We start from the raw sequence: 16,889 nt of genomic DNA on the forward strand, positions 1-16,889 counted from the left end.
CTGAATATTAAACAATAAAAGTTCGCGTAATATACACTATTTATAAAAAATATTCATCCGGACACATTTCATTAACAAATTAAATGAGGTAATTCTGCTAAGCTTAATTAATAATACCGCTATGGATGGAGGAGCTATGTCTGCCATTTCTCATGATCGAGTTATCAATGCAAGTTGTGCAACCGTTTATGAAGCGCTAACCACTGCTCAGGGTTTGAGCTCATGGTTTACTACGCAAGTAAAAGGTTCTGGTCGACCGGATAGTGATTGGATATTGAAATTTGAGAATCAACATTCTTTTGACTGGAAAATAGTGATGATGGACGAGGGGAAATGTGTAGTATGGAAATGTATCGACGGCCCTGGAAACTCCCCAGGAACCGAGGCTGGATTTTATTTAAAGGCTACAGCAGATAACCAGTGCACGCTTACTATTAATCATCAAGGCTGGAATAAAAATGATCCTAAGCTTGAGCGTTGTGTAGAGATTTGGCGAACTCTTATGCAACATTTACAACAGTATTGTGAAACAGGTATTGTGGCTCCGGTGTATCACTAATACTGATACAGTAACAGGAAAAAACAAATTTCCATTAGATATAAGCAAAGAACAATGAAAAATCCTCCATATTCCTGATTTGCTGAGATAGGACTTAGCCACCATCCCAAAGAATAATGCACCATTGGCATTAATACCCAAGAAATACTACAAACAATGATTATTACACCTAAAAATCGTGCCAGTACCGGATTGAGGGACGCCAGATGGGGGAAAAAATACATGTTTTCTAACATGACGGCGGGAAACAAAACCAATAAGATTAACATGGATTGCTTCCAAACAGGCTCAGTAGTCAGGGGCGTGGGATTCAAAATCTCATCCATGAAGCATCAATATATGTTATTAAGATAGCATATGTAAACTATATAAGTTAGGCTCTGGCTCGTGTCCTTAGAGCAAAAACAGGAAAGAAAATGAAAATGATTACTACGTCAAATGTGCCAATTATGGCATGGACTGATGGAGTTTTATTTGATGAAGAGGCGCAGAAACAGCTTAAAAATTTAGCTACCTTACCTTTTGTTTATAAACATTTAGCGGTGATGCCTGATGTGCATGTGGGAAAAGGTTCTACTATCGGTACGGTAATGGCAACGAGGAAGGCAATTATTCCGGCCGCGGTAGGTGTTGATTTAGGTTGTGGCATGATGGCGGTTCGTACTAACTTAGTCGCCAAGGATTTACCCGATAGCCTGGGTTTATTACGCAATAAAATCGAAGAAGCAATTCCTGTTGGCAGCAGCCCCAGACAAAAGATAGGCCAGTGGAATTTGATTCCACATTACGTGATGCAACAATGGAATCATTCTTTAGCTGTTCCTTTTGATAGGCTTTGTGAAAAATACCCTCGTTTTATCAAAACCAATAATGTGAATCACCTAGGGACTTTAGGTGGCGGGAATCATTTTATAGAAATTTGTTTGGATGAGTATCAAGACGTTTGGTTTATGTTACATAGCGGCTCACGAGGTATTGGCAATGCAATTGGCACCCATTTTATTGAATTAGCCAAACAAGATATGCAACGGCATACAATTCATTTACCAGACAAGGACTTAGCCTATTTCTCTGAAGGAAGTACTTATTTTAATGATTACTGCCAAGCGGTTGAGTGGGCCCAGAATTTCGCAGCAGAAAATCGCCGTATTATGATGAGGCTTCTTATCGATACGGTGAGCAAGCAATTAGAACGTGACATTATTTGTCACGAGTATTCTGTAAATTGTCATCATAACTATGTGCAACGAGAGCAACATTTTGGACGGGAGGTTTGGGTTACTCGTAAAGGTGCGGTTTCTGCGCAAAAAGGGCAAATGGGTATAATTCCTGGGTCTATGGGAGCTAAGTCCTTTATTGTGCGTGGATTAGGAACGCCGGAAAGTTTTCATAGTTGTAGTCATGGCGCAGGACGAGTGATGTCACGCACTAAAGCCAAACAATTAGTTAATTTGGATGAACATAGACGGGCACTGGCTCGTGTTGAATGTAAAAAAGATGCGAGCACCTTGGATGAAACGCCTCAAGCGTATAAAGATATTGATGCAGTAATGGCTGCACAAAGTGATTTAGTTGAGATTGTTTATACGTTGAAGCAGGTTTTATGTGTGAAAGGGTAGTCTGAAAAACTATAATCACTTAAGGCTTTCTTTATAAGGGAAATCTCCGACGTAGTGGGGCTCATTTGAGCGCGTCGGGGATTTCTGACTGTGGTGTCAAACTTAAAAACTTACTCTCAATAGGCTTATTTGTAAGCTAAACTATCTTCATTAGTTGATTCAGACTCGTAGTCAGGGCAGTAGTTTGCGCACAGAAAGTCAATACCCTCTTTAATTTCCGTAAGCTGTTTGTGGCGTGCGAAACGTATATCTACATACATACTATAAGCTGCAATCATAGTGAGTGAACTAGCAATAACTGCTAGTGCTAACGGTAATAGCATAGGACCTGGTCCTGCAAGAGCTGTAGCGGTAAATAAAAGAGTGCTAGCGCTTGCCAGTCCAATAATGAATGTATTAGAGATCAAGTTCAAACAACTAAAAGAAATATCCCAAGTTGCAGACTCAGAAAGTTCACTTTCCAAAATATAAAAGCAATTTTCTAATCGATTAGTATGCTGTGTACGGTTGAGTTTCTTTCCTTCAATTGCCAGAGCAAAGGCTGATGACACAAGCACCTTTAAATCATTAAGCGTTTGATCCATTGGAACAATAAATTGTAACTGATGAATACTTGCAGTAACTCTTTCCGTATGTTTTTTTAATTTCCATAACTGTCTGTATTCATTAATATTCCAGGCCAATGTTGCTGGTAGACGAAGTTTACTGTTAATGTCTTTTTCTTGAGGTGTGTCAAAAAAAGCTGGAAAATAGAGGAGCATTGAGATACCCAAGCAATTGTTCATATAGTGGGCAAATTATACATGTTTTATGTGTTCTTGCAAGAAATGAGGAATTTAGATACAAAATTAAACCGAACTCATTCTTTTATAAATAAAAAAGGGAATTCTGCTTATAACAGCCATAATCCATCTCCAGAAAAAAGGATAATATATGAGTCGTTTCTTTTTGCCTAAAGCGTTCCAGCACGCTTGAGCACAAGCCTCAGGAGGGCCTGCATAAAAGATCCCGGGTCGACCATAGGTTTGACGCGTATCAATAAAACCTAAGCGGGCAATGGTAATGTGTTGATGGCTGTTTGCGGCTTGTTGTAGTCCTTGCAGATATACTTCAATACAGGCTTTAGTCGCACCATAAAGACTGTTTTTAGCACGTCCACGGCAGGCGGCGACGGAACTTAAATACACAAGGTGGTGGTGTGTTTGTGCTTTATTTAAGTAAGCATTGATAAGTAGGGTCGTTGCCTGAATATTTACTTGGATTAAATGCTGAATCGAATGTGGATTTAAGTGTTCATTCTCGGTAAAGTCACTGTGAGCAACAAATAAATCCAGTTCTTGCTCACTCTTGTTTAAAACCGTAGGTAGGGTTTCAGGCGCGGTCATATCGGCCACAAAAAATTCACAGGAAACTTGATAGCGTAGTTGAATATCTTGAGCTATTAAGTGTAATTGTTCTGCATGACGGCCAATTAAGCGCAAGCGATGTCCTGATTGTGCTGCGATATGAGCGAATTTTTCGGCAATAATTGAGGTTGCTCCTAAAATTACCCAAGTTCTTTGTGTCATTTTATTATTCCTAAACGTCGAGCCAGATCCGACTGTGCTGTACAGCCATAGTGTTTTAATACCGCAGAAAATACATTGTGCCGCTCATACATTTTTTGATACTGCTCCACATTGAGCAGTTGATCTTTGGCTAAATATACACGTCCATTACATTCCGTAATTAACCGATTCATTGCGTTTACAGCGTTTACCGCATACTCATTATGGAGGAAATCAACGGCAAGCGTGAAACCGGGTTGGCAAAACGAAAGCAAGCCATGGCCTGAATGGGCCAATAGTTTAAGTACCGCAAGGGTAGGCGTGGCTTTATAGGTTCTTATTAGTTGGATTAACTGTTCTAAAGTTTCTGCCGCTTGTTCTTGGGCAAATACTGCTTGAAATTGCATCAGCCCTTTAGGGCCGTAGAGTCGATTCCAATGATTTAATTTATCCAGCGGATTATTAAATTGCAGGAGTTCTAATGTCTCTTCTGATTTCTGCTGTTTAAAAAATAGAGAATTAAATAATTTCATATTCCATTTTTTAATGCAGCCAAAGGGCAGCTTGGGTACTGTCATTGCTGGGCGTTTTTGAGTGGGTGAAGGAGAAAGCGAATGATCTGCCAAGGAAAGCACGGAGCAGGGTGTGCTATGCAGCAAATCCAGCCAGGCAACTTGATAGTCATGTTCACGACCATAGTTGCACATGGCTTCAGTTAAGGTATCTAAAGCATTAAATTGCTCGCGTTTTACCTCTAGCGAGCGCGATCTTTTCTGTAGTCGAATGGCTGCACGCATAATGATTCCGGTGAGTCCAAGACCTGCAATTGTGGCATGAAACAGCTCCGGATTTTCCTCAGGACTACAATGTATTAGCTTTGCTCCTACCAGTAAATCAAACCAGAGAATATGATTACCAAAACTCCCTGCATGTGGATTATTTTTTCCATGCACATCATGGGCAATTCCCCCGGCAACGGTTGCATGAATGGTTCCAGGGATTACTGGTGGAATAAAATCCGGATGTACTAAAAATAAATCTTTAAGGGGTAGACCACCTTGGCAGACGACCACACCGGTATTCGCATCAAAACTGATTAAGTGATTGAATCGTTGGGTATCAATAATAATGCCATCTGTATTGAAGCAGCTGTCGTTATAGCTTAATCCAGCTCCTCGCGGAAGCATCGCTTGCTCCGGATGCTGGGTACTGTACGTAATCAACTCATGCTCACTTTCGGGGCGAACACATAAGGATTGACTGAACATTGCATGGCTAAAATTGGACAGTAGGACTTTTTTACTGTGCATGTACCATTGCCTGATTAGTGAGGATATAAAAACTATAACGATTTAGCTAATGATTGAAAAGAAATTGTTGGCTATATTTTGGGTTGCAAATACAAATAGTTCGTTTTAATTACAGTTATTCCCTAATGAAAGTCTTATTTTTCTTAACTCATTGACGAGGGCCTCTTTTTTATGTCAAATTGCGTAGTCTAAATGGATCAGCTGTTTGATTTTTAATTAATTTTTAGAAATATGCAATTTGCATAGAAACATCAAAAAGCAGTATTGAATTTTAGTATTTTTTAGTATGGATTGCTTATGGCTGAGAAAAACGTTTTATCGCAAGAAGAAATAGATGCGCTTCTAAAGTCAGTTGATGAGTCTGCTGAGGAAGAAGAAGTATTAAATGCTGAGTTCCAAGAAACAGCCAAGAAAAAATCTTCCCGCAAAAAAAGTAGTGCTGCAAAGCAAGCAGCAGATGGGGCTTCCGAAGGAGCCGCTGACCCTATTATTATCTTTGAAGAGAGTGAGGTAAAAACACTCAATTTTTCCACTCAAGAACGCATTATCAAAGGTAAATTACCTGTACTCGAAAGAATTTATGATCGCGCCGTACGCTCATTTGCTTCAGACATTTATCAATTAACGGCTAAAGATTTTGAGATTACGCAAGATCAGTTACAAATTGTTAAAAACCGCGAATTCATGGAAGGCCTTCCCAACCCAAGTTTAATGCATGTCTATAAGTTCAAACCTTTGCGTGGCAAAGGAATTATCATGTTTGATAGTATCTTTGTTTATGATTTGGTTGATTATTATTTTGGCGGTAGCTCTCAATTTTTTGCTCAAAAAGACCGCACTGACTTTACCGCAACTGAATTGCGGGTTATGGATGCTGTGTCTAAAAAATTGGTTGCTGATTTGATGTCAGCCTGGAAGCCGATTATTCAATTAGATATTACAAAATTTAATGATGAAACAAACCCCCAACTGGTGAACATCGCAGAACCTGAAGAAATGTTATTGGTGGTACGTTTTACTTTAGATTTTGGTAAGGAAACAGGGGATTTTTATTTTGTTCTTCCTTATTCCATGGTTGAACCCATTAAAGAGCAATTAGAGTTAGGGGCCGCTCGCCCAGAGGATGAAATTGATCCGAACTGGGTCAAATCCTTAAAAGAAGAGTTGATGGATGTGGAATTGATTATCAGCTCCGCAATGGCGCAAGCAACAACTACCTTAGGTGGGGTAATGGCTTGGCAAGCAGGGGATTTTATACCGGTGGAAATGAAAGAAATTGTCACACTGGATATTGAAGGCACACCGGGTTTTACAGCAACTCAGGGTACTGCAAATGATAAACGCGCTGTAAAGATAATCAAGCATATTAGTTATTAGGGGATTGAGATGACAGATTCAGCAATGGAGCAGCCAAAACAGGTAAGTGCGCTACCTCATGAAAATGACGAAGAAAAAATGGCGTTGATTTCAGACATACCTGTTGCGATAACGGTCGAAATTGGTCGTACTAAAATGACCATTCGTAACTTACTGCAATTAAATCAGGGGGGAATTGTGCCTCTGGATCGTTTAGCAGGTGATCCACTTGATGTATTAGTTAACGGAACGTTGGTTGCTCACGGCGAAGTTGTTGTGGTTAACGATAAATTCGGAGTTCGATTAACAGACATCGTGAGTAAGGCTGAGCGGATTAGACGATTAAGATGATTCAGCATGCAATTACTCAAGGCGAGCTCGTACGTCTTGTGCTGGGCTTGTTTTCGGTTCTGTTAGTTATCATGGTTTTATCTTGGGTGGTAAAGCGATTGCAAGGAGCACACTTAGGCTCTTCTAAAGGATTTCAATCTGTTGCCAGTATGATCCTAGGGCCTAAAGAAAAGATTATGCTGTTGAAAGTTGGTACACGATATCTATTGCTGGGTTCTGGTTCCGGTCACATCACACTTCTGTATGATTTTGGCGAAGAGTTACCTCCAGGTTTTGATGCACCAAATAAACCTTCATTTGCGGAGCTGCTTAAATCGGCGGTAGTGAAATCATAAGATGAAAATAAAAAATTATGTAATTTTTGGGGTTTTATTAAGTGTTTTACCTTTTGCAGCACAAGCAGCAAACTCCTTATCTTTACCCGCAATGACAGTACAACCCGGCTCTCATGGCGGCGAATCATATAGCGTCAATTTGCAAATCCTAATCTTTATGGCTTTGCTAACGGTCTTGCCTGGTTTATTGATGGCAATGACGGCATTTACACGAATCATTATTGTTTTGTCCATTTTACGTCAGGCAATTGGTTTGGCTCAAGCTCCAACAAACCAGGTATTAATTGGTATTGCATTATTCATGACCTATTTTGTGATGGCCCCCACATTTAATAAAATTAATGATACTGCGATTCAACCTTATTTAGCCGAAACCATGGAGTTTCCCCAGGCTATGGCGAATGCACAAGCGCCATTACGGCACTTTATGCTCAATCAAACCCGTAAAAATGATTTGGCTTTATTTGAAAAATTTGCCAATAAAGAGCCTGCTTCTTTAGATGATTTGCCGATGAGTGTCATTATTCCAGCGTTTATTACAAGCGAATTGAAAACAGCATTTCAAATTGGGTTTATTTTATTTTTACCGTTTTTAATTATTGATTTGGTTGTATCGAGCGTATTGATTGCGATGGGGATGATGATGTTATCTCCTCTAATTATTTCATTACCGTTTAAGATTATGTTGTTTGTGATGGTTGATGGTTGGACATTAATCCTTGGTTCATTGGCATCGAGTTTTGCTGTGTGAATTCTTGCATAGAACCGTTCCGGTCTGAACCCACGAATTGAACAATTAAAATAAAAACTTGGTTGCTTGCAACTAACAGGTCTTACTTTTGAGGACCGAATTACCGCGGTCAAGTCGTGATAATTCGAAAATGTTATTAGGTAAAAACACTTAAGTAGCACCATTAGTTGTAAGCAACTAGCTTACGCTTAAGATTTTTTATGTATTTTTACAGGGAGAGCCAATGACACCGCAGTCGGTTGTTGCCATATTCAGCGAAGGGGTTTACCTCATGCTGTTACTGATTACCGTGTTAGTCGTGCCAGGGATGCTCGTTGGATTAGTTGTTTCTATGTTTCAGGCGGCAACGCAAATTAATGAATCAAGTATCAGCTTCATTCCCAAATTATTCGCTACTTTTTTAGTGATGATATTTGCCGGGCCATGGCTATTAAAAACGGTGATCAATTACACCAGCTCTTTGATTAGTAATATTCCTTATTTGATAGGTTAATGCGGCAATGAATATTGATTATCCAACATTAATACGTTACATCAGCCAGGTTGTCTGGCCGTTTGCACGTGTGGGCGGATTATTAATTGCTGTTCCTGTCTTTTCATCGGTGCTCATACCGACTCGAGTTAAAGTTATTTTTCTTTTCGTTCTAAGCTGGATTTGCTCATCTTTAGTGGCACCAGAGCTTAGCTTTCTTAATTTTAATGCCGCTTATCCCTTATACATTGCTCAGGAATTATTATTAGGTTTATTGATGGGCTTTGTGGTGCAATTATCCTTCCAGGTATTTATTTTAGGAGGGCAAATTATTTCCATGCAGACAGGGATGGGATTTGCTGTAATGGTGGATCCCGCCAGTAAGGCCAGTGTTCCTTTAGTTGGTCAGCTTTATTTAATGATGATGACCTTAATCTTTTTGGCTTTGAATGGACACCTACTCATTATCGAAACCCTAATGGATAGTTTTAGAACAATGCCTATAGGGAAGACTTCTGTAAGTTCCAATATGCTATGGAATGTTATTACTTTTTCAGGATGGATGTTTAAAAAAGCATTATTAATTTCTATTCCTGCTTTATTGTCTTTACTTATAGTTAGTTTATCATTTGGAGTTATGGCGCGTGCCGCGCCCCAGTTGAATATTTTCTCTTTAGGTTTTCCTATTACTTTGGTGATGGGAATTGCAGTGATTAAAATTGGCTTGCCTAGCGTGGCGGCTCAGATGACAGATATCATTGATGATGGAATACGTTTTGTAGTAGGGATGTTACGTTAATGTCAGAACAAGAGAACGACGAAAAAACCGAACAGCCCTCGCCCAAACGACTTAAAGAAGCTCGTGAAAAAGGTCAGGTTGCTCGTTCAAAAGACTTTAATACTACCTTTGCTTTATTATTTACAGCAGTTGGTTTTTTAGTTTTTGGCAAACAGTTATCAACGCAATTAGCCTTGATGATGCGTGAAGCCTTTGAGTTTGACACTGAAATCATTATTACCCCTGTAGTCAGTCTCGAGCGCTTGTTCTTTACCGCGAAAATGGGTGTGTTGGCACTATTTCCTCTATTAATTGTTATTTTCTTGGTTTCTTTAGCTGCACCTCTTTTAATGGGTGGCTGGGTATTTAGTGGTCAAGTAGTCAAGCCAAAATTTTCCCGTTTAAATGTTTTGCAAGGTTTGAAGCGTATGGTGTCGCTGAAGAACTTTGTCGAAATGATTAAATCTTTTTTTAAGTTTGTCTTAGTGGCCATCGTTGCTGTTGTCGTACTTAACCTACAAGTACCTATGCTGCTTGCGCTCGCACATAGCCCTATTGAAATAGCGATTAGTACGGGTGCACTGATTGTTATCAAATCCTTTCTTTGGGTTTCTGCAAGCTTGCTTTTAATTGCTGCGCTGGATGTTCCGTTTCAATTATATCAGCACAATAAAGGCTTGAAGATGACTAAGCAGGAATTACGCGAAGAATATAAAGATACTGAAGGAAAGCCTGAGGTTAAAAATGCCATTCGTCGTGCACAGCAAGAAATTGCCAGACGGCGAATGATGGCTGAACTACCCAAAGCTCATGTTGTACTAACTAACCCTACCCATTATGCGGTAGCGTTGATGTATAAGGAAAAGGGGAATAAGGCTCCGATGGTCATTGCCAAAGGAAAAGATTTGATCGCTTTCCAAATTAATGGGGTAGCAAAGGAGCATGATATTCCAATTATTTCAGTACCTCCTTTAGCCCGAGCACTTTATTTCTCGACCAAATTGAATGCGGAAATTCCCAGAGGACTTTATGTTGCAGTAGCACAAGTATTAGCTTACGTGTTTCAGCTGCGTGATAAAACACGTTATGACCCCAAACCGGAAGTATTACAAGATGTGCCTATTCCACCTGAATTAGCGCGTGAGGAGGATGTTTAATGAGTAGCACTAAGAATGCCTGGCAACATGTTCAATTTTGGATGAGCCAAGGCCTAGGCACGCCACTGATGTTGGTGGTCATGCTCGGCATGATGATCTTGCCTTTACCTCCATTTTTACTGGATGTATTTTTTACCTTTAATATCGCCTTATCTTTAGTAGTTTTATTGGCTGTAATTTATAGCGAAAGGCCTTTGGATTTCGCAGTATTTCCTACAGTTATTTTGCTGGCTACCTTGCTTCGTTTAGCGCTAAACGTGGCCTCCACCCGGGTGGTGTTATTGAATGGCCACAATGGGACTGATGCTGCAGGGCATGTAATTCAATCATTTGGTGAAGTGGTTATTGGTGGAAACTACACTGTTGGTTTAGTCGTGTTTATGATTTTGCTGGTGATTAACTTTGTGGTAGTCACCAAGGGGGCGGGGCGTGTTTCAGAAGTGAGTGCTCGGTTTACTTTGGACTCCTTACCAGGTAAGCAAATGGCGATTGACGCGGATTTGAACGCGGGCTTAATTAATCAAGAACAAGCAATTAAACGTCGTCTGGAAGTAGCACAGGAAGCTGATTTTTATGGCTCAATGGATGGAGCGAGTAAATTCGTCCGCGGAGATGCTGTTGCGGGGATATTGATTCTCGTCGTTAATATTATTGGCGGTTTAATCATTGGTGTATTCCAACATAGTATGAGTATCTCTGATGCCTTACACAATTATATTTTGCTAACCATTGGTGATGGTCTGGTTGCCCAAGTTCCTTCATTAGTTTTATCTACAGCAGCTGCAATTATTGTCACCCGTGTTTCCAGTGCGCAAAACATGGGGCGTGAAGTTGTTTCCCAAGTTTTGGCTAATCCTCGCTCCTTAATTATTGCTTCAGCGATTTTGGGAGTGATTGGTATTATTCCTGGAATGCCTCATGTTGCATTTCTCCTCTTGTCTGCGGGTCTTGGAGGGATGGCTTATTTATTTGCACAGCAAGAAAAAGACAAGCACAAAAAGAAGGTGGTGAAAGAAAGCGATACACCTGTCGTTCAAAGCCCAAGTATGTCAACCGAGTTATCATGGGATGATGTAAACCCCGTTGATGTGATTAGTCTTGAAGTAGGTTACCGATTGATTCCCTTGGTTGATAATTCGCAAGGCGGTGTGTTGTTGGCACGTATTAAAGGGATACGTAAGAAGATATCGCAAGAGTTAGGGTTCTTAATTCCTTCTGTGCATGTGCGTGATAACTTGGATTTGAAACCCAATCAATATCGAATTAGCCTTGCAGGCGTGATTATGGGGGAGGCGGTTATTCATCCGGATCGCTCTTTGGCAATTAACTCTGGCCAAGTGTTTGGTGAGTTGGATGGGATCAAAGGCCGTGATCCTGCTTTTGGCATGGAAGCGGTATGGATTACTGAAGTGCAAAAGGAACAAGCTCATACTCTAGGGTATACCGTGGTTGATGTGTCTACCGTAGTGGCTACCCATTTAAGCCAAATTCTCGAGCGTAATAGCCAACAATTGCTTGGTTATGAAGAAACCCAGCAGTTGTTAGATAAGCTGGCTATCTCCTCGCCGAAGTTGGTGAAAGAATTAGTACCAGACGGATTAACGTTAGGAATGGTGAACAAAGTTCTGCAAGGCTTGCTCGCTGAACATATACCTTTAACCGATATCCGCACGATTGTTGAAACTTTGGCCGAAATGGCGCCTAAGTCTAAGGATAGTGAGTTTTTAATTAGCCAAGTTCGCATTGCTTTATCTCGATTGATAACGCAGAAAATCAGTGGTATGAATGAAGAGCTACCCATTATTACGTTAAAACCAGAGCTGGAACAATTACTACAGAACACGATTCAAAGTGGTAATTCCCACGGTGTAAGTTTTGAGCCTGGGATGGCTGACAAAATACAACATTCTTTAGCGCAGTTAGCTATGCAACAGCAAGCAAAACAAGAAAGTTCAGTACTGGTCGTTCAACCAGGAATACGCTCTGTACTGGCTCGATTTGTGCGTAATATATCTCCTGATTTCCATGTTTTGTCTTATCAGGAAATTCCTGATAATAAACAAATAAGAATCATTGGCACCGTGGGGTAAGTAATATAGAATTTTTGTAGGTTGGGCCTAATGATGTGCCTTAAGCCAAACTCCCACTACCTTCGTTCCGAGCCGGGGATGTAGGGTAGAGGAGATATAAAGGCAAAATGTCTTCAGGCATCGCGATTAGGTCATGAACCCAACCTAAAATTAAAAACACATAGGGGGCTGACTTTTTACGATTTTTCAGGTAAATATTTGTTTTATATAAAAAAACGGAAGTAGTACTTAATTTTTAATATTGACGATTGGGTACGCGTCATAGCAGGGGGAGCTTTATGAAATTAAAACGATTTGTCGCCGCAGATACACGAACAGCAATGCAGCAAATAAAGGCGACATTTGGTTCTGATGCAGTTATTTTATCCAGCAGTGATGTTGATGGTGGAGTTGAAATCGTCGCAGCGATTGATTTTGACGAAACAATTCTTTCAACAGAAGCTGCGGTTGCGTGTGCAGAACCACCAAGTCAAGTCGATAAATTCCAAACTCAAACACCATTTGATGATTTGCGTATGGAAATTCAAACTCTGCGTGGCATGCTTGAGGCTCAATTACGAGGCGGAAGTGTAGGGGGAAGTACAGAACCTTTACATACTGTCTTATTACAAAAGCTTTTGTATTTAGGAGTTAGCCCAACAACAGCGGCAGCTTGGACACGTTCAGTACGCCCTGATTTAAATCAACAACGCGCATGGCAAGCTGTTCTAACCCACATTACTGAACAATTACCTATTCGTGATACACGTCGAATCGAAGAAGGTGGCATTTACGCATTTTTAGGACCTACCGGTGTTGGTAAAACAACAACTCTGGCTAAGATTGGTGCACGCTTTGCTCTACGTTTTGGTGCCGATAAATTAGGTATGGTAACGATGGATACCTACCGCATGGCAGCCCAAGAACAATTAATGCTTTACGGAAAAATTTTGGGTGTGCAAGTATGTCTTGCCAATGATGAAGTGTCTCTATCTCGAGTATTACGTCAATTAAGCGATAAAAAGCTTATTCTCATCGATACTGCAGGAATGAATCCATCAGATGAGCGTGTCATTCGCCAAATGCAAATTCTAAGCAATCACATGCAATCGATTTCTAAGGTATTGGTTCTACCTGCAACAAGCCATTACCAAGTACTTGTTGATGCGATTCATCGCTATGAAACCAATTGTGTGGATCAATGTATTTTAACTAAACTGGATGAGGCTCAAGCAATTGGTGGCGCTTTAAGTGCTGCAATTGAAACAGGATTACGCATCAGTTATTTGACACATGGCCAACGTGTTCCAGAAGATATTAAATTAGCTACACGTCATCAGCTTGTTGAATTATTTGCTCAGCAAGAACAGCAATTGTTTCCAGTAGAAGCGAACTACATGAGTAAAGAGCGACAACCTGCTGGGAGAGAATATTATGTTGAGAGTTAATGATATTATTGGCGATCAAGCCTCGGGCCTGAGAAATTTATCTCGCGTTAAGCCAATGAACATCATTGCGGTGACGGCAGGTAAGGGCGGTGTAGGTAAAAGCAATGTTTCGGTGAACTTGGCCGTAGCATTGTCCCAGCTGAATAATAAAGTGATGCTCTTGGATGCTGATTTAGGCTTAGGAAACATCGACATTATGTTGGGCTTACATACCAAATATGATTTGTCGCATGTGATTCAAGGAACTTGTCAGTTAAATGATGTGATTTTGCAAGGTCCCAATGGCTTAAAAATAATTCCAGCCGCCTCTGGTACGGAGTTTATGGCACAATTGGGTAGCCGACAACATGCGGGTATTATTGATGCATTTAATCAACTCACTGAAGATTTGGATTACCTGATCATTGATACTGCCGCAGGGATTTCGGATACAGTTTTAAGCTTTACTCGTTCTGCTCAGGAATTGCTTGTAGTAGTTTGCGATGAGCCAACTTCGCTAACGGATGCCTATGCATTAATTAAAGTAATGAGTAAGCGTTATGGATGGCCAAATTTTCATATCGTAGCCAATATGGTTCGAAGTGAGAAAGATGGACGTGATTTATTTAACAAATTATTCCGAGTTTCCGAGCAATTTCTTGAGGTTAAGCTAGACTATCTAGGAGCGATACCGTTTGATGAACATGTTCATAAGGCGGTTAAAAATCAAAAACCTGTACTAATGGCTTATCCGGATTCAAATGCTGCGGCATCTATAAGAGAAATTGCGGCAGGTGTAGCCAATTGGCCATTAAAGTCTTTATTGGGTGGCAATACAAGTTTCTTTTTAGAGCGTTTAGTAATGGATGAAGTATAAATTTGATGGGTAGTTTGCGATAAGGAGAGTGTCGTGGATGCTTTGGCTGCGTACAGCAAAGTAAATCAACAAATCCAGGAAACGCTGGTAAAGAATCATGCTTTGTTAGTGAAACGCATCGCCCACCATTTGTTGGGACGTTTACCGAGTAGTGTTCAGCTTGATGATTTAATTCAAGCTGGGATGCTTGGTTTGTTAGAAGCTACAAGACATTATGATTCATCCAAAGGCGCTTCATTTGAAACTTATGCTGGAATTCGCATTAGAGGCTACATGCTTGATGAGGTTAGAAGGAATGATTGGGTTCCGCGTTCAGTATACCGAAACTCAAGAATGATTTCTGAAGCAGTGAAGCATGTAGAGCATCAACTCGGGCGTGAGGCAAAAGATTTTGAAATTGCTGCAGAGCTTGGTATTCCGCTTAATGAATACCATGAAATGCTGCAGGATTCTGCCAGTAGCCATTTATATGGTTTTGAGGATTTGGGCGTTACCGACGATGCCTTGCAAGGAGAGGGTGGACAAACCTCTACTGAACCTCACGCAAACGTATTTCATAATGATTTAATGAGCCGTTTGTCAGAGGTCATAAAAGGGTTACCCCATAAAGAGCAAATGGTGTTGTCTTTGTATTATGAACACGATTTGAATTTGAAAGAAATTGGGGAGGTTCTAGGAGTAAGTGAATCACGCGTTTCACAAATTCTTAGTCAAGCAACACATCGTGTTAAATCACGATTACCGGAATAGTAGGGAATAGTAGAGCGTATGGATGCATTAACATTTATGGGTCTTATGACCAGTTTTCTCGCCATCATCATTGGGCAAATGCTTGAAGGTGGTACTCTTGAATCTTTATTCAACTTTTCTGCTTTACTTATTGTGCTTGGAGGCACTATTGGTGCGGTGCTGGTGCAGTCACCACTACACACCTTTAAGCGGGCAATAACGATTTTACCCTGGATTTTTAAGCCACCCCATCTCGATTTCGAAGCGTGTAGAACACGTATGTTTGAATTAGCACGCAAGGCTCGTCAGCTTGGAATGCTCTCTCTTGAAGATCACCTGGAAGTAGAAAAAACCCCACTGATTAATAAGGGATTAGAGTTATTAGTTATTGGGGTGGATAAGCAGACGATTAGACAAGTTTTAGAAGCAGAAATCGATCGTATTGAACATAACAATTTACGTGCAGCCCACGTTTACGAAAGTATGGGTGGTTACAGTCCGACTTTAGGCATTTTGGGGGCGGTACTTGGATTGATTCAGGTAATGCGCCATTTATCTCAGCCAAATGAACTCGGGGCAGGTATCGCTGTAGCTTTCGTTGCTACCGTGTATGGTGTGGGCTTAGCGAACTTGGTTTTTCTTCCTATAGCAAATAAGTTAAGAGCCTGCATTGCGCGTCAGGTTCATTATGATGAAATGATTGTTGAAGGGATGGTTTCTATTGCAGCCAGTGAAAGTCCTGGCATTTTATTGCTAAAACTTAATAATTTTGGACAGCAGAAGAAAAATGAGATCAAGAAAATCAAAGACTGAGGAACACGTAGATCATCATCGTTGGGTTATCTCATACGCTGATTTTATTACCTTATTGTTTGCATTTTTTGTGGTGATGTATGCTATTTCATCCGTAAATACGGCAAAATACAAATCACTTTCTGAAGGGATGAAAACCGCCTTTAGTAAAATGGATCAACCACACGAACAGCAGTCAAAGGAAGATCAAAAAAAGGGACCCTATACGAAAAAAGTCTATGGGCAATACCAAGATGGTTTGGATGAAATAAATCAATCTTTATCCCAGTTGGAAGATAAAAATTACAAGATTAATCGCCAAAAGGGCTGGATTGAATTAGACATCAAATCCGGTGCTTTATTTGGTTCCGGAGATGTAGATTTAAAGGCAGATGCATTAGTTAAATTGATGCAACTTGCTGAAAAGCTTAAAAAATCACATGCTATTGTTTCTATAGAAGGGTATACTGACAACATGCCAATAGAAACACCGCAGTACCCTTCAAACTGGGAACTGTCAGCTGCTCGGGCAGCAGCAGTGGGTCGTATTTTAAACTCTTATGGTATTGATACGAGCCGCTTGATGGTAACAGGATATGGAGAGCAATATCCTATGTCTGATAATGCTTCAGAAGTAGGTAGGGCATTAAATCGCAGGGTAAGCATCATTATTGCTGTAGACAGAAATAACAAACGTCTTCTTAATCCAGCATTAAATAAACAGGTGCATCGTGTTGTTGTAGGGAAATAAGGAAATAAA

At 40.4% G+C, this 16,889-nt stretch carries 19 protein-coding genes; 15 read left to right on the top strand and 4 right to left on the bottom strand.

Annotated features, from left to right (window positions below; translation table 11 throughout):
- Positions 1 to 136: 136 nt before the first annotated feature.
- Positions 137 to 559 (top strand): SRPBCC family protein, encoded by a 423-nt coding sequence (locus ACD661_RS01780; protein ID WP_400185866.1) that lies wholly within the window; start codon positions 137 to 139, stop codon positions 557 to 559.
- Here the strand turns inward: ACD661_RS01780 and ACD661_RS01785 are convergent.
- Entirely contained in the window at positions 556 to 885 is a 330-nt protein-coding gene (locus ACD661_RS01785) for a putative antibiotic biosynthesis monooxygenase (RefSeq protein ID WP_400185867.1), read from the bottom strand. The two genes, ACD661_RS01780 and ACD661_RS01785, sit on opposite strands and share 4 nt — an antisense overlap.
- 90 nt (positions 886 to 975) lie before the next feature.
- Here ACD661_RS01785 and ACD661_RS01790 point away from each other — a divergent pair, with 90 nt between their 5' ends.
- Positions 976 to 2,178 (top strand): RtcB family protein, encoded by a 1,203-nt coding sequence (locus ACD661_RS01790; protein WP_400185868.1) that lies wholly within the window; start codon positions 976 to 978, stop codon positions 2,176 to 2,178.
- 125 nt (positions 2,179 to 2,303) lie between these two features.
- On the opposite strand, the gene ACD661_RS01795 is transcribed toward ACD661_RS01790, so the two are convergent.
- From ACD661_RS01795 to ACD661_RS01805, 3 genes are all read right to left on the bottom strand, one after another.
- Positions 2,304 to 2,939, bottom strand: a complete 636-nt coding sequence (locus ACD661_RS01795) for a hypothetical protein (RefSeq protein WP_400185869.1) — start codon at positions 2,937 to 2,939, stop codon at positions 2,304 to 2,306.
- 87 nt (positions 2,940 to 3,026) lie between these two features.
- A complete protein-coding gene (locus ACD661_RS01800) occupies positions 3,027 to 3,746 on the bottom strand; it encodes an SDR family NAD(P)-dependent oxidoreductase (RefSeq protein ID WP_400185870.1) in 720 nt (239 codons plus the stop codon).
- Positions 3,743 to 5,035 carry an FAD-binding oxidoreductase gene (locus ACD661_RS01805; RefSeq protein ID WP_400185872.1) on the bottom strand — a complete coding sequence of 431 codons (1,293 nt, stop codon included), beginning with the start codon at positions 5,033 to 5,035 and terminating at the stop codon, positions 3,743 to 3,745. The genes ACD661_RS01800 and ACD661_RS01805 overlap by 4 nt, the downstream gene beginning before the upstream one ends.
- A gap of 297 nt (positions 5,036 to 5,332) precedes the next feature.
- Here ACD661_RS01805 and fliM point away from each other — a divergent pair, with 297 nt between their 5' ends.
- The 13 genes from fliM to ACD661_RS01870 all read left to right on the top strand — a co-directional run bounded on the left by fliM (position 5,333) and on the right by ACD661_RS01870 (position 16,880).
- Complete coding sequence (gene fliM, locus ACD661_RS01810) at positions 5,333 to 6,412, top strand: flagellar motor switch protein FliM (RefSeq protein ID WP_400185874.1); 1,080 nt, start codon at positions 5,333 to 5,335, stop codon at positions 6,410 to 6,412.
- A gap of 24 nt (positions 6,413 to 6,436) precedes the next feature.
- Positions 6,437 to 6,742 (top strand): flagellar motor switch protein FliN, encoded by a 306-nt coding sequence (gene fliN / locus ACD661_RS01815; protein ID WP_400187203.1) that lies wholly within the window; start codon positions 6,437 to 6,439, stop codon positions 6,740 to 6,742.
- Positions 6,739 to 7,077: a flagellar biosynthetic protein FliO gene (fliO, locus tag ACD661_RS01820; RefSeq protein ID WP_400185876.1), complete on the top strand. Its 339-nt coding sequence runs from the start codon at positions 6,739 to 6,741 to the stop codon at positions 7,075 to 7,077. The genes fliN and fliO overlap by 4 nt, the downstream gene beginning before the upstream one ends.
- A 1-nt stretch (position 7,078) precedes the next feature.
- Positions 7,079 to 7,828 (top strand): flagellar type III secretion system pore protein FliP, encoded by a 750-nt coding sequence (gene fliP / locus ACD661_RS01825; protein ID WP_400185878.1) that lies wholly within the window; start codon positions 7,079 to 7,081, stop codon positions 7,826 to 7,828.
- 223 nt (positions 7,829 to 8,051) lie between these two features.
- Complete coding sequence (gene fliQ, locus ACD661_RS01830) at positions 8,052 to 8,321, top strand: flagellar biosynthesis protein FliQ (RefSeq protein WP_133137283.1); 270 nt, start codon at positions 8,052 to 8,054, stop codon at positions 8,319 to 8,321.
- 7 nt (positions 8,322 to 8,328) lie between these two features.
- Positions 8,329 to 9,099 carry a flagellar biosynthetic protein FliR gene (gene fliR, locus ACD661_RS01835; protein WP_400185880.1) on the top strand — a complete coding sequence of 257 codons (771 nt, stop codon included), beginning with the start codon at positions 8,329 to 8,331 and terminating at the stop codon, positions 9,097 to 9,099.
- Positions 9,099 to 10,235: a flagellar biosynthesis protein FlhB gene (gene flhB, locus ACD661_RS01840; protein WP_400185882.1), complete on the top strand. Its 1,137-nt coding sequence runs from the start codon at positions 9,099 to 9,101 to the stop codon at positions 10,233 to 10,235. The genes fliR and flhB overlap by 1 nt, the downstream gene beginning before the upstream one ends.
- Positions 10,235 to 12,325 carry a flagellar biosynthesis protein FlhA gene (gene flhA, locus ACD661_RS01845; RefSeq protein WP_400185883.1) on the top strand — a complete coding sequence of 697 codons (2,091 nt, stop codon included), beginning with the start codon at positions 10,235 to 10,237 and terminating at the stop codon, positions 12,323 to 12,325. The genes flhB and flhA overlap by 1 nt, the downstream gene beginning before the upstream one ends.
- A gap of 278 nt (positions 12,326 to 12,603) precedes the next feature.
- Entirely contained in the window at positions 12,604 to 13,752 is a 1,149-nt protein-coding gene (flhF, locus tag ACD661_RS01850; RefSeq protein WP_058534837.1) for a flagellar biosynthesis GTPase FlhF, read from the top strand.
- On the top strand, positions 13,739 to 14,608 hold the full coding sequence (locus ACD661_RS01855) for a MinD/ParA family protein (protein WP_400185884.1): 870 nt from the start codon (positions 13,739 to 13,741) through the stop codon (positions 14,606 to 14,608). Before flhF ends, ACD661_RS01855 begins: the two co-directional genes overlap by 14 nt.
- 33 nt (positions 14,609 to 14,641) lie before the next feature.
- Positions 14,642 to 15,358 carry an RNA polymerase sigma factor FliA gene (locus tag ACD661_RS01860; RefSeq protein ID WP_400185885.1) on the top strand — a complete coding sequence of 239 codons (717 nt, stop codon included), beginning with the start codon at positions 14,642 to 14,644 and terminating at the stop codon, positions 15,356 to 15,358.
- 18 nt (positions 15,359 to 15,376) lie between these two features.
- Complete coding sequence (locus ACD661_RS01865) at positions 15,377 to 16,150, top strand: flagellar motor protein (RefSeq protein WP_400185887.1); 774 nt, start codon at positions 15,377 to 15,379, stop codon at positions 16,148 to 16,150.
- Complete coding sequence (locus tag ACD661_RS01870) at positions 16,125 to 16,880, top strand: flagellar motor protein MotB (RefSeq protein ID WP_400185888.1); 756 nt, start codon at positions 16,125 to 16,127, stop codon at positions 16,878 to 16,880. Before ACD661_RS01865 ends, ACD661_RS01870 begins: the two co-directional genes overlap by 26 nt.
- Positions 16,881 to 16,889: the final 9 nt, after the last annotated feature.

The organism is Legionella lytica (assembly GCF_044626755.1).
GTDB classification, from domain to species: domain Bacteria; phylum Pseudomonadota; class Gammaproteobacteria; order Legionellales; family Legionellaceae; genus Legionella; species Legionella lytica_A.

Coding starts and splice junctions, on each gene's coding strand:
- fliP (WP_400185878.1), top strand. CDS start 7,079: ATGAAAATAAAAAATTATGTAATTTTTGGGGTTTTATTAAGTGTTTTA.
- ACD661_RS01855 (WP_400185884.1), top strand. CDS start 13,739: ATGTTGAGAGTTAATGATATTATTGGCGATCAAGCCTCGGGCCTGAGA.
- ACD661_RS01870 (WP_400185888.1), top strand. CDS start 16,125: ATGAGATCAAGAAAATCAAAGACTGAGGAACACGTAGATCATCATCGT.
- ACD661_RS01865 (WP_400185887.1), top strand. CDS start 15,377: ATGGATGCATTAACATTTATGGGTCTTATGACCAGTTTTCTCGCCATC.
- ACD661_RS01795 (WP_400185869.1), bottom strand. CDS start 2,939: ATGCTCCTCTATTTTCCAGCTTTTTTTGACACACCTCAAGAAAAAGAC.
- fliM (WP_400185874.1), top strand. CDS start 5,333: ATGGCTGAGAAAAACGTTTTATCGCAAGAAGAAATAGATGCGCTTCTA.
- ACD661_RS01805 (WP_400185872.1), bottom strand. CDS start 5,035: ATGCACAGTAAAAAAGTCCTACTGTCCAATTTTAGCCATGCAATGTTC.
- ACD661_RS01790 (WP_400185868.1), top strand. CDS start 976: ATGAAAATGATTACTACGTCAAATGTGCCAATTATGGCATGGACTGAT.
- flhB (WP_400185882.1), top strand. CDS start 9,099: ATGTCAGAACAAGAGAACGACGAAAAAACCGAACAGCCCTCGCCCAAA.
- flhA (WP_400185883.1), top strand. CDS start 10,235: ATGAGTAGCACTAAGAATGCCTGGCAACATGTTCAATTTTGGATGAGC.
- fliR (WP_400185880.1), top strand. CDS start 8,329: ATGAATATTGATTATCCAACATTAATACGTTACATCAGCCAGGTTGTC.
- ACD661_RS01780 (WP_400185866.1), top strand. CDS start 137: ATGTCTGCCATTTCTCATGATCGAGTTATCAATGCAAGTTGTGCAACC.
- flhF (WP_058534837.1), top strand. CDS start 12,604: ATGAAATTAAAACGATTTGTCGCCGCAGATACACGAACAGCAATGCAG.
- ACD661_RS01785 (WP_400185867.1), bottom strand. CDS start 885: ATGGATGAGATTTTGAATCCCACGCCCCTGACTACTGAGCCTGTTTGG.
- fliO (WP_400185876.1), top strand. CDS start 6,739: ATGATTCAGCATGCAATTACTCAAGGCGAGCTCGTACGTCTTGTGCTG.
- fliN (WP_400187203.1), top strand. CDS start 6,437: ATGGAGCAGCCAAAACAGGTAAGTGCGCTACCTCATGAAAATGACGAA.
- fliQ (WP_133137283.1), top strand. CDS start 8,052: ATGACACCGCAGTCGGTTGTTGCCATATTCAGCGAAGGGGTTTACCTC.
- ACD661_RS01800 (WP_400185870.1), bottom strand. CDS start 3,746: ATGACACAAAGAACTTGGGTAATTTTAGGAGCAACCTCAATTATTGCC.